Origin of the sequence: Paenibacillus sp. 2KB_20 (assembly GCF_052115765.1) — a bacterium.
Classification (GTDB): Bacteria; Bacillota; Bacilli; order Paenibacillales; family Paenibacillaceae; genus Paenibacillus_AQ.
On sequence record NZ_JBFRHH010000003.1, the window covers coordinates 240,110 to 253,209 of the forward strand.

General features: G+C 49.6%; 9 protein-coding genes and 1 other annotated feature. Of the genes, 1 reads left to right on the top strand and 8 read right to left on the bottom strand.

What is annotated here, in order from left to right; all coding sequences use genetic code 11:
- Positions 1–8 precede the first annotated feature (8 nt).
- The 6 genes from AB4124_RS10460 to AB4124_RS10485 form a co-directional block, all read right to left on the bottom strand.
- The gene (locus AB4124_RS10460; RefSeq protein ID WP_441972748.1) at positions 9–1,370 is read right to left on the bottom strand and encodes a nucleotide sugar dehydrogenase; all 1,362 of its coding nucleotides are present in this window, start codon (positions 1,368–1,370) and stop codon (positions 9–11) included.
- Positions 1,371–1,546: 176 nt separating this feature from the next.
- The gene (locus AB4124_RS10465) at positions 1,547–2,353 is read right to left on the bottom strand and encodes a response regulator transcription factor (RefSeq protein WP_441972750.1); all 807 of its coding nucleotides are present in this window, start codon (positions 2,351–2,353) and stop codon (positions 1,547–1,549) included.
- Positions 2,354–2,414: 61 nt separating this feature from the next.
- Entirely contained in the window at positions 2,415–3,782 is a 1,368-nt protein-coding gene (locus AB4124_RS10470) for a glycosyltransferase family 2 protein (protein WP_244878917.1), read from the bottom strand.
- A 43-nt stretch (positions 3,783–3,825) separates the two neighbouring features.
- On the bottom strand, positions 3,826–5,019 hold the full coding sequence (locus AB4124_RS10475) for a HEAT repeat domain-containing protein (RefSeq protein WP_441972752.1): 1,194 nt from the start codon (positions 5,017–5,019) through the stop codon (positions 3,826–3,828).
- Between the two features lie 18 nt (positions 5,020–5,037).
- Complete coding sequence (locus AB4124_RS10480; RefSeq protein WP_441972754.1) at positions 5,038–7,296, bottom strand: hypothetical protein; 2,259 nt, start codon at positions 7,294–7,296, stop codon at positions 5,038–5,040.
- 768 nt (positions 7,297–8,064) lie between these two features.
- Positions 8,065–8,586, bottom strand: a complete 522-nt coding sequence (locus AB4124_RS10485; protein WP_441972756.1) for an HPP family protein — start codon at positions 8,584–8,586, stop codon at positions 8,065–8,067.
- A 148-nt stretch (positions 8,587–8,734) separates the two neighbouring features.
- Between AB4124_RS10485 and AB4124_RS10490 the strand changes: the two genes are divergently transcribed.
- Entirely contained in the window at positions 8,735–9,691 is a 957-nt protein-coding gene (locus AB4124_RS10490) for a GntR family transcriptional regulator (RefSeq protein ID WP_441972758.1), read from the top strand.
- Positions 9,692–9,772: 81 nt separating this feature from the next.
- Here AB4124_RS10490 and lysS read toward each other — a convergent pair whose 3' ends face one another.
- Positions 9,773–11,332, bottom strand: a complete 1,560-nt coding sequence (lysS, locus tag AB4124_RS10495) for a lysine--tRNA ligase (protein WP_441972759.1) — start codon at positions 11,330–11,332, stop codon at positions 9,773–9,775.
- 63 nt (positions 11,333–11,395) lie between these two features.
- Positions 11,396–11,664 (bottom strand) — a binding site (T-box leader).
- Positions 11,665–11,789: 125 nt separating this feature from the next.
- Positions 11,790–13,094, bottom strand: coding sequence for a Gfo/Idh/MocA family protein (locus AB4124_RS10500; RefSeq protein WP_339293496.1), 1,305 nt, complete (start codon positions 13,092–13,094; stop codon positions 11,790–11,792).
- Positions 13,095–13,100: the final 6 nt, after the last annotated feature.

Genomic DNA, 13,100 nt, shown 5'->3' on the forward strand with positions numbered 1-13,100 from the left:
CCATTTCATTAGATCAAGACAGCCTCACCCGGCTCAGCTACATGCTGAACAGAATGGCCGATCTTGTAAATATGAGGTTCGGCGAACGCTTTAAATGCATTTCGCGTATCTAAGATCGGCACACCGGTCGAAGCGATTGAATGATAATCCAGATTGCTGTGGTTTGTGATGAGGACGATGCAATCGTAACCGCTGAATTTCGCAAGATCATACTCCACGCTGTGAATCGTTCCACCTTGCTTATCCACAAAACTGTGGGCATACGGATCGTAATAATCCACATAGGCACCATTTTCCTTGAACTGTTCATATACTTCAAGACCCGGAGATTCACGCAAATCGCTGATATCCGGTTTGTAAGCCATGCCTAACAGCAGGATATTGGAGCGCTTGATCGATTTGGCATATTCATTCAGAATCGTAGCCGCCTTGTTGATCACGTAGTAAGGCATATTATCGTTGGTGGACTGTGCCAGCTCAATGAATTTGCTATAGAAGCGAAAGCCCTTGGCCTTCCAGGACAGATACATGGGATCCAGCGGGATGCAATGGCCGCCGATGCCCGGTCCCGGATAGAACGGCATGAATCCGAACGGCTTGGTTGCCGCTGCATTGATCACTTCCCATACATCAATGCCCATGCGGTCACACATCATGGCCATCTCGTTGACAAAGGCAATATTCACGCTGCGGAACGTATTCTCCAGCAGCTTGGACATTTCCGCCACCTTCGGGTTGCTGACGGGTACCACCGTCTCCACGTATTGCTTGTACAACGCTTCGCCCAGCTTTAGGCAGGCTTCCGTCGTTCCGCCGATGACCTTCGGCGTATTCCGTGTATTGAACCGGCTGTTGGAGGGATCGACCCGTTCCGGCGAGAAGCACAGATAAAAGTTTTGGCCAACCTTATAACCGAGCTTCTCAATCGGCTGTTGAATCAGTTCCTCCGTGGTTCCCGGATAAGTCGTGCTTTCCAGCGTAATTAACAGATTAGGCTTCATAAAGCGCTTGAGCTGATCGACTACCATTGTAATGTAGGAAGTATCCGGGTCCTGATTCTCACTGAGCGGCGTTGGCACGCAGATGCTGACCGCGTCAATCACAGCAATCATGCTGTAATCCGTTGTCGGCTTAAAGCGTCCGGTTTCCATGCATGCCGCAAGCTCTTCGGACGAGATGTCCGTAATATAGGACTCGCCGCGGTAAATTCGGTCAATTTTGTCAGAATCCAGATCGATACCGATGACCGTGAATCCCTGTTTTACCATTTCTACAGCCAGCGGCAATCCTACATATCCCAGTCCCACAACACCCAGAACGGCTTTCTTATTCTCAATGGCACTCAATAAAGTTTCATATTCCTCATTCACAAGTATTCAACCTCCATCGGATGTATAGTCTATTTGTCTATTTCTTTTGCCCATTCGCCAAAAGACAGACCTCGTTTTGTTGAACTCTCTCCTTGCGATTAAAGAACCTCTCAGCTCAAGTAATCACGTATCATTCATCAATTCTGATCAAACTAAAAGCGTTAATAACGATGTGTTTAATGAAGGCAGCGGCGGATGCGGGCATCCAGCTCCACCGGCGAGAACGGTTTGGTTACATAATCATCCACCCCGTTTTGGAAGCATTGGCTGATCGTTTGCTCCACACGTTTTTCGGTTAATACCACAATTTTCGGCGGTTCCTTCACATCCAGCTGCTGGATATGATGAATGAAAGGCAGTCCATCGATGCCATGCAGATTGAGCTCGGTCAGCACAAGATCCGGCTCCCATTTCGGGATAAGATCCAGTGCCTCCAGACCATCTACCGCTTCAAGTGTTTCATAACCTTGCATGGTCAAGCGGATCTGTAAGAACTCCCTCACCGTGGCATCTTGATCCACGATGAGAATGCGGTTTTGACCGCTGTCTACTTCCTCCTGCGTAAATATATGAATATCCGAAGAGGTGCTGAGCTTGGCCGCTTCCGCCATCTGCTTCAGCGTCAACGCTGACGGCGCTTCGGTAAGCGCTGCAAGCGTAATACGCGGATCTGCTTGCTCCAAACGGCCTTGCAGATGCTGCTTCAGGAGCAGCGCCTGATAATGGGCGGCATCCAGCGAATATCCAGGCAAGGTGACAGCCAATACACCGGTATTGGTGTCTTGCAGTACCTCACCATTCACGCCGGACAACTGGTCCACAAAGTTTTGAACCTCCGCCAGCCCAGCCTCCGTCTCGGACGGATTGCCTGCACAGTACAGAAACAGCAATGCTGTCCCATGGCTATGGTTTCTCACTTCCTCCTCCAGGCGGCCGTAAAAATCAAAGGCCTGCACGCGTTGCAATGTTGCGGATTGAGACATAACTGTAGGTCCCACCTCTCTTTATATTTTGATGCTGTTACATATGAACCGGGCCTTGAAGTCAGGCAGCCTTGTTCTTATCTTTCCAGCTCTGCCGGGTCATGGTACCCCATGAATTGTTGTTTTGCAGATATTGAATATGCCCCTGCACTCTCCACAGCACACCTAACTGGTGGTAACCCACGAATTTGAGTGCCGAGAAGAGGAGCATCTTCACCAGATCGGACAATTTGGTATACCGGCGGAAGGCCATCTCCTCCAGGATGAGAGCGCCCACGCTGAGCAGGTACCCACTTAAAAAATTGACGAGTCCAAACACGACCAGCACATGCCAATTTGTCATATCCAGCAAAACATATCCAAGCAGAGCCAGAAGGCCCGTAATTCTGAAATAAGGGTTTAGCGCTTCAAAAATAACGTTGTAGGGCATCGTCAACAAGCCCATGACTTTATATTTCGGATTGAACACCATATCGCGGTTCTCGATCATGTTCTTCAAGTTTCCCCGTCCCCAGCGCTTGCGCTGATTGGACAAAATATTGTAGCTGTCCGGCGCTTGCGTCCAGCACACCGCTTCCGGGCAAAAGGAAACTCGATATTTGATTTTATTTTCCAGCATATAGCGGTGCAGCTTGATAATGATGTTCATATCTTCCCCGGGGTAACCTCCCCGATAGCCGCCCACCGCAATGACATAATCTTTGCGGAACAAGCCGAAGGCTCCCGACACGATGATAAGTCCGTTGAAATGACTCCACCCGATTCGTCCTCCCAGGAAAGCTTTCATATATTCGATTGATTGGAACATCGGCCATATCCGGCGAGGCAAGGATACGTCCTTAACCTCTCCATTCTCAATCACGCAGCCATTGGCGATTCGAACATCTCCGCCGATGGCCACCGTTTCCTCGGGATTCTCCATATACATGCGGGCCATCCGAATCAGCGCATCCTTCTCCAGCAATGAATCGGCATCGATGGAAGAAATCAGCGGATAACGGGACAGGTTAATGCCCGCGTTCAATGAATCCGCCTTACCGCCGTTCTCTTTGTCAATGAGGTAAAGCTGCGGGTACTGCGGATTATAATAAATGCCGCGAACCTTGTTCGTATTGATATTGCCGCGGACCTCCGGATTGGGCAGCAGTGTCAAACCGTACTCCTCAATCAGCACCTTCAGCGTCTCGTCGGAGGACCCGTCATTAATGACGATGACCTCGTAGGTTGGATAGTTCAGCGTCATCAGACAGCGGACATTCTCCGCAATGGTCAGCTCTTCGTTATAGGCCGGAACCAGCAAAGATACCGATGGAACCAGTTCCGAACCCGAGAGCGTATTGTATTTGGAATACGTCGCGCGTCTGAAAATATCTTTAATATTTCTGAAAGAAAACATCAGAATTACAAAATAAAGCGCGCTAACGATCATGACGTAATATATCGCCACCATACCGTAAGTGAGCAGGATATCTCTAAGCAGTGTAATCTCCTCCTACTCCTGCAACTGTGCCGATCCGTTTGTTCGTTTGAACACCGAAATAACGATCGTACACCAGTTTCTTTTTATTAAAGGCCACCATTTGCTCAACTTGCTCGTATTCGCCTTCGTTTGACATGATCCGTTCGATCCGGTACAAGGCCGTTTCCCTGGCCGGACCTTCTCCTGTCAATGCGGCTTGGCACAAAGTCTCGAAGCCTTGTTCTCCCAACATGGCCAGGCTCTCCGCGCTGTTGTTGCGCACATGCCAATTCTCGTCCTTCAAGGCGGAAGCCAGAATCGGAATGCTGCCTGCGGCATGAAGCCGTCCCAACGCTTTTGCCGCTGCTGCGCGTACTTCCCACTCATGATCATTCATGAGCTCCGCAATGGTATCATCCTTCAGGGCCGGGTAGGAGCCAAGATACAGCTTGACCGCCTCCGCACGCACGTCCTTTTCCTCGGATCCAACCAATCGATCGAGTGCCGGCACGACAGCCGGAATGGCCTGCCCCCACATGGCTACAAGCGAAACCTTGACCAGTCCAGGATCGGGATCATCCAAGAGCTTGCGCATAAGGCTGGCCGAATCCAGCCGGGTTTCAAGCAAAATATCGGCAGCCATATGATGAATGGCTTTATCGTAGGACAGCAGCTTGGACAACATTTCCCGAATCTGCTGTGACTGAACTGCGCTTTTGGCAATCGCCCGTGCAATGATGATGGTCATCGGACCATATTTCGTACGGTTCATCAGATGCTGAAGCTGCGGCACAGCCTCTTCCGCACGCATCCCCCCAAGGCGGTAGACCGCTTCAATACGGCGGTCTTTCCGCAGGCTGGATAATGCCCGAATCTCCTCTTCCACAAATCCGGCTTCCCGGCATAAGCGCAGGAGCTTCTCTCTGGCGTCCCCTTTGAATTGCTCGATCCACTCGATGAACTTGGCTTGAATGACTCGGCGCTCTGCCGATGTCAATTTGCCCGGAGGAAGCTCCAGCGTCGTATCGTCATGCAGATGACTCTGCACATACACAAAATAATCATGATGTTTTTCTGTTAAGCGTTCCGTTTCTCTTTGTATGGCATTGTGCTTGATCTTCATTTGGAACAACAGGATAATGCCGGCTGCAATAAGGCCGAGACATACATAGGCGAAGACGTATGCCATTTCTAAATTTGAAAACATATCCGATGGCTCCTCCTTTTATTTAGCATCTGGTTCCCGCTCCGTTTCAGGCAGACGGGTGAATATGTCCTGCATATCATAATAGCTTTGTTTTAATCGTTCACTGTACTTGGTTGCTTCCCACAGCTCCCAAGTATAGGGTTCGATCTCCTCCAGGTTGATGGATTCCGCCGATCCTGACGCTGAATCCCCGTTGTTCTTAGATCGCTGTGCGATCCACGGAGCCAGCCGGATACCTTCCGCTGTGATCGTGCTGAATGTACGCTTGTCTTGAAGCGGACTGTAATCCAGCACCTGCAGCGAACTCGGATCCCCGAATCCGAGCAGCATCCAAGGGATTCTCATCTCAACGAATCTGTCTTGATACTGCCAGGCTGTAAGAGAATTAAAATCCGGAGATTGCGGATCACTGGTCCCCCGTTTCAGCATCCCCACTCTCTCATCCACAAACGGATGGGAGAAGCGGGTATCCGGCGGATTCATCAGCAGGCTGATGGCCAGCTTCCAGGAATGAAACGAACCTCCAGGCACTACAGGATCATCCTTGGTCCCCTTGGCTTCCTCACCTGGCAGCATCCAATATCCCTCCTTACCGTACAACCGGCTGTGGAAATCGTATGATGGTGCTATGGTGACCTGGGACTCATCCTCTTGGCCTAACTGAATTAAAGTTTCCAAAGCCCCGCCTTTGAGCGTTCGTCCAGCTAGCTCTTTCTTGGGAATGTCGCCGCCAGGGATCGTGTCTGCACCGATAAAGAGCTTGGAACGTTCGGGATCAAATGCTTCTTCCAGTTCCATTCCGATATACAGATAGGCCTCATCATGCGTCAGCTTCATGCTCTTGACGCCCGGAGCTGTTCCGGACCAGGTCTTGACTTCCCCTTCGGGGACCTTATCCCAATCGCTGAGATCTCCGTCGATCGTGATCTGCTCTGCCTTGCCCGGCTGCATGGCAAGAACGCCGAACATCTTCTCATTCGTCAGCACATTCAACCAGAATGCCCGGCGGTCTGCCGGTATTTCAAAAGGCATCGTATTCCATGTCTTCTTGAACCATTCGTCCTGCCACATGAACAAGATGGCCCCGGAATAACCTTCGTCGTAGATATCCTGGGTCAGCGAGATGTTGACCGAGCCTTGCTCAGCTTCGTCGTGTCCCCCTTGATCCTTACCTCCAGGACCATGGTGTGAAATACCGATGGATGACGGTACGCCGTATTCGGTGACCATAATCGGCATATCCTCGAACGCCGCCTTCAATTTTCGCAAGTAGGCTTTGTACGTGTTGTATCCCCCATCCCCATCGGGAATGGTCTGTAATGTTTTGTCCGTACGGAAAAAATCCGGATAGTACGGATACACATGGTATGCGGCAAAATATCCTGCATCCCAGTTCACCGGTTCTACATGCCTCGCATCGACAGACACCAGGTCTTCCTCAAACAGCGGTTCCCCCGGATGCTCAAGCACATCGGTTGTGACCCAATTGGTAAATGTCATCGGATGCTGCCACCCATACTTCTGCTCCTCGGCAGCTGTATAGTCCAATAAAGATGCCAGCCAATTCTCGAAGGGACTTGCGTCCTTCGTCCCCGAGAAATAGGACCCCTCATACTGAGGAACATCCTTATGTACCGTGTTGGTGTTATCGACCATGGCAGGGTCCCATTCGGTTCCCACATGCCAGGCCATTAGGTACTTGCCTGCATTGACCTTATATTTGCCACTCGACTGTCCATGCTTCGGCTCAACGTTGATATCACCGTAGACAGCAGCAACAGCCTTCGATATCTCCGCTTTGAACGTCTGGATGATTTCTTCGTCATACGCATCCTTACGCTCGATTAGCTGCTCCTCCGGTGACCAAATGCCCTGCATGAAGTACAAGGGGTCATCGCCTTTATCCCGGTTATATTTCACCAATGCAGAATAAAAGACCGGATTATGCACGGTGTAGACCCTGATTACATTCGCTCCCATGTCATCAATCTGTTTAAACCAGCGAAGGTAATCCTCCTCCGTTGCCGGAAGCTCACCGGGATAATGTCCAGGTACGGTTGCCCCAAGATTCACGCCTTTGGCAAAAACCTCTTTCCAAACTTCGTCATCCTCATATTCCAGAAAGGAGGTTCCCTCTGTTTTGAATTTCATTTTCACGCCGTCCGCATCCGCATACGTTTTTAATGACGGCCGTAGATATCCTTGAATTACAGCAGCACCGCAGAGAAGCACTATTGTGCAAAGTGCTGCGATCACCCACCATTTTCGCCTGCTCATCGTCTTCGTTGCTCACCTGCCCTTTCTATGACATGCTTGTTGCTGCACCGACATATGACGACTGAGCCATACTCGTCATTGTATAGCCGATGCGTTCCCGATACCATATTCCTTCTTTACCAACTTTTCCAATATCGATAGTAGTCAAAAAGAAGTAAAACAAACCTCTTCCACATTTTTCCCCCGATAAAGCGTTCCGCTGCCTCCTCGTCCCTGTCATTTGACAACTTCACAGCCTGATGTTAGTTGTGTGCAGTGAAAGCATCGCAGCCCGATAAGGCTGGAACCGCACGACTTCAGTCCATCAGAGGAACGCAGCGAGATGACGAAGATTTTCAGAAAATTTTCGTGAATCATAAGGTTAAACGCAGAAAAATTGCTAAAGTTCCGGTCATTTTTACATCATTATCCATAGTTATTACAAATTTGATACCAAAGTCGTATAAAAAAACGGCTGAGAACCGCATTCTGTAAAGGTTTGGCAATATTAACCTTTTATACAAAATAAGAATAGAGTCCTGTACCGGGATTGTGTAATATTCTATAGATTTGACACCCGGGATCAAGTGGTAAGTATCTCCTATTTTTTATGATTTCGGTTTGGATTTCCTCGCATCGTGGTACATAAATTAGTTTGGGAAATCTCAGATCCGCGGCCAAACAACATAAATTAGACCCGGTCCCTTGTAGATCCGAGTCTGTTGTTGACGATATAAGATTGAAGATATTACCATGATTACCGTTTATTCATCAAAGAAAAAACTGCCTTCACCACCAAAATGTCGGATATCTTCGCTCCTTTACCGCATTATTGACGAGCAGAGCCACAACCACGATCATGACCGAGCCGGCAAGCACCGGCGTAAATAAGAATGACCAGCCGCTGCCAGCCATAATGACAACCAAGGGATCTGCACCAGCCGGAGGGTGGGTCGTCTTGGTTATGCCCATCAAGCTGATCGCCGCTCCCACACCAATGGCCATAGCCCAGATTCCGTCCCCCAGAACCTCAAGCGTTACAAGTCCCGTGAAAGTGGAAATCAGATGCCCTCCAATGAGGTTCCTTGGCTGTGATAGCGGCGCATCCCAAACCGCAAACGCAAGCACACAGCTCGCACCAAAAGGTGCCATGATCCAAATACTCTCTGCAAGCGACGTCAGAAGAGCTAATAACCCGATGGAAATAGCGCCGCCGATAAAACCAATGGCAATATTCATGGGACGGACGGTCAACGGACTTCTAGCCCCACCTTTCATTTTTTGTACATATGCTGCTACCTGATACTTCATCGTAACCCTCCAATATTCATAATTAACTAGTTATTTAGTTATATATAAGATAATGACTTACAGCCATATATGTCAATACTTTTCTTGATAATTAACGAATAATTATGTATAGTTAAATTACTATTTGACTAGGAAATGAGGTTTTGTTATGCCGCATAAACTCATGCTTCGAGTCGACCCACACGCCACCCTTAATGTCAGCACACAGGTCAAAGAGCAATTAAAGTGGTTGATTGGGATTGGACAGATCGAACCCTTCGATATGCTGCCTCCGGCCGGTGCGCTGGCGGATCTGCTGGGGCTGAACCGCAATACCGTAAATCTGGTCTACAACCAGTTGAAGGATGAGGGGATCGTCTCGATGCATAAGGGAAAAGGCACGCAGGTATTGAACAATGCACAGGTAGAAGAGCTCAGAACTCGCAGAAAGCTAATGCATGAGCTGGTAAAGCGAACGACGGAGGAGCTTAGCTCTGTTAACATCCCGGCGAGCGAATTTTTTGCCGCATCCCTCGCCTATACGCTGCTGCAGGAGCCTGTCCTGAACACGAAACAGCGGATTTTGTTCATCGAATGTAAGGAACATGATTATCCTTTTTATCAGAAAGCCATTGAGCAAATGACGGGTACCGAAGTGAAAACGGTATTTCTGGAGGATCTGTTGACGGGGAAGGAAGCCTTATTCGAGGCACTGGAGTACTCAAACCTCATAATCACTACATTAAACCACGATAACGAAGTAAAGGCCCTATGCAGCAAATACGACAAAAAAGTATCCGTCATTGGCGCGAATGCGGAAACGTCGGTCCTACTTGATATTGCCCGGCTTACACCAGGAAGTAATATCAGCTTTGTCTGCTTGGGTAAGGCAGGTGCACAGTGGATGGCCAGCCGCATGGAAGAAGCCGGTATTGAAGGGGTCTACGCCAGCTTGGCTGGACTGGATAATCGGGAGGACCTACTGCAACGGATCGAGGAATCTGATCTGGTCTATGCATCTGCCGCCGCATATGAAGAGGTTCTAGCCTTATCGCCCGGGAAAGTGAAAATGTTTCCTATGACGCTGGAGAAAAGCAGCCAAAGCATGCTAAGAGAGATGGTCTGAATTCTATAGGAAAAAACGCCCAATGTTAAACAGGGGCGTTTTTAACTTTGGAATATATCCATCCGACCGCTGACCCAAGTGTCATTCCCGAAAATCCAGCAGCGCGAGCAGTCGATGTACACCGACAACTTGGATCAAGATCGGGAGACGGGGACCTTCATGGCGGTGAAGGACAAACTGGTAGATGAGACCGAACAACCTCTTCTGATTTTTCCTCATCGTCTTGCTGTCATCATGATGGCAGATCGCATAAATCTTCTCCAGTCGGCTGGCATCATCGAGCTTGTCATCCTTCAACAGATCGCAAAAGTGATGAAGCCATTGCTTCTCCACTGAATCCAGCGTCCCGTACAGCTCATGGTCCTGTTCTTCGTTCACGGAGATTTGCTTTTGCGGATAATGGTATTTGATCCAATGCTCAGCTCGCCGTGCAATGGGTTCAAGCAGCTCCGGCTCAACCTTTTCGCCCACTCGGTGCAAAACCTCCTGCAGAAGCTGCCGGTCAAAATCCACGAGCGGCAGTATGCCGGAGATCTGGCCGAATTTCGGAGTCGGCCCCGGTTTTCCGTCTGTCCCGGAAAGTTCCAGCGTTGCTTGAATATCGCCGCTCATGTGCTTGGAACCATCTTGATTCCGATATCGTTCATATTCGGTGTAATTGCGGATCACGTCTTCATCAAGTCCAATATGGAAGGAAGCATCCGGCTGATATTTCGCGAACATATACAGGATGATTTCAGGCGGGTATATTTTCAGCAGATCGCCTGGGGTGTAATTGGTTCCGGTCGAGCTGGACATTTTGGCCTGATTCCCCTTGATCCGAATAAACTCATAGGCTGCATACGACGGTGGCGGATTCCCGAAAATTCTCTCCGAAATGACCTTGGCTACGTTATAACTGCCCGTTTCAGATGAGTGGTCTCTGCCCCCGGGTTCAAACGACACGCATTCCATCTTCCAGCGCATAGGCCAATCGATTTTCCACTGCAACTTGATATTGTTTGCCCGAAGGATCGGCAAGGTGGCTTGATGCCCGCATCGGCAGGCATAGGTCAGGCTCTCTCCGGGTTCGTCGAAGTGTTGTATGACGGTGGTATCCCTTCTACATACCTGACAATACACGTTTACAGGATAGTAACTATTTCGCTCATACTCATGGGCTCCGCCCGTTTTGAAGGCATGCAGTATATTATAAATCTCGGCCCTGTGCTTGATCGCATGCAGAATGAACGGATGATATCGTCCAGACTGATATTCCCGGTTTTGATATATAAATTCGGGCTGGATCCCGAATGCCGCCAGGGAAGCCTCAAACTCCTGCTCATAATGCGCCGCATAGGAAGAATGGCATCCGAACGGACAAGGAACCTCGACGTACGGCATGCCAATAAACTTTTCAAACGCCGGATCCAGCCCCGCGGGAACCTTCCTGAACCGATCGAAGTCATCCCATGAAAAAATAAAACGAACGTCCCTGCCCCTCTTTTCCAGCGCTCTTGCCACAAAATGGACCGTTACGATCTCCCGGAAATTGCCGATATGCACAGCCCCGGAAGGGCTGATGCCGGCTGCGCATACCAGAGTCGGTTTGTCAGGAAACCTCTCGATTAACTGATCTGCCCATTGTTCTGACCAATGCATTCTGATCCCCTGCCTTTACTTTTAGTATCAACCAAAAAAAGCCCCCATCCGCAAGATTGTCATCTTGAGGACGAGAGCTTTATAAACGCTTCGTGGTACCACCCCGGTTTGTGAATTTGTCGCCATCTTCACCTCTTCATGTACGGCATCACGATGCTTATACCCTATCTCTGTAACGGGAGAGTCCCGGCGTAACATCCTTGAGCAAACCGCCCAATTCCATACGCAGCTCCGAGTCTTTGTTCATTAAGAATATTGCTGCTCCATTCTCACCAGGCAGGAGCTCTCTGCAAACAACGTATCTTAACTACTCTTCTCTTCATCGCTTTTCTAAGTGTTCGTAATATTTAAGCCATATTAATCCAAGCAAATCCGAATGTCAATCCCTTAATAGGCAGCCAGACCAAAAAGAGGGATGTCCAAAAGTCATGGTTTGACTCTGTAGCATCCCTCGTCTTCATACGGTGCAGTAACGATTGACGCCGTTTTCATTCGAGTTTCGGAAAATGCTGGCTTCCTCTCTGTAATTGGCAATCAACTTTCCTAGCTCAATGCACTGCCCTTCATTCAAGCGGGATTCCTCTGCCGCAAATGCCATCATGTGACTCTGAATCGAAGCGGAAGCCGAGGTTAAGGAACTGCCCGTAAAGCAGTTGACCTGCTCGCAAAACTCGTTCAGCATCGAATCGGTTCCTTCGCGACCCTCGTCTTCAACCCGGATCTCTGTGCTCCCGCCATCCACGAAGGAATATACCGTAAACTCCTGTCTTGCCATATTCCCCCGGATCTCGCCGCGCGTCCCTGAAATCTGAACCGTGCGGGAGCTGTCATGCGTAAACGCGGACAACGAGAATGATGCCGTTGCGCCGTTCTGGAACTGCATGTTGACGTTTTGATGATCGACGACGTCATTGTCACAGTGATAGACGCAGCGCCCGTACGGCGTATTCGGCAGCTGTCTCCGAATCATTGCATCGGACAGATCGTCCGAAAAATGCTTGGCTCTCCGCCGGCCTTCTCCCATATAGTAGCGGAGATCCACATAACAACAATCCTTCAGATGCGGGCAGCCGCTAGAGCAACGCTCCGTCGCCCCCTCCGGCGCCTGGTCTTTGGTAAAGTGAAACAGCGATCCGAAAGAAGTAAGGCGTACGCAGTCCTGCCCCATCAGCCAAGAGATCAAATCCAGGTCATGGCAGGACTTGGCCAAAATCATCGGACTCGCCGAAGCTGTATTATTCCAATTGCCGCGAACATAGCTGTGGGCCATATGCGCGTATCCAATATTTTCTCTGAGTTGAATATCCACCACCCTGCCGATATCGCCCCGTTCAATAATCCGGTGAATGCCGGACCAAAATGGGGTATAGCGAAGAACATGGCAGATAGTCAGTAAACGGTTGCTCTTTCGGGCCGTCTCCTCCAGCTCCAGGCATTCCAGCGGGGAAGGGGAAATAGGCTTCTCGAGCAGGACGTGATACCCTTGCCGAAGAGCAAGCATGGCAACATCATAATGCATACGATCTTGGGTACAGATCCAGACAGCATCGGCAAACCTAGGCTTCTGAAGCACATCGCGCCAATCCTCGTAGATCTGGTCATCCGGTATATGGTACTGCATCGCAAACGAAGATCTTCGTATCGGATCCGGTTCTGCTACTGCGACAAACTGCAATTGATCCGGGTGATTCCTGGCATAAGGTGCGTAAACGTTCGCACCGCGGACACCGGCGCCGATCAATATAGCCTTTATTGTCATAATGATTAC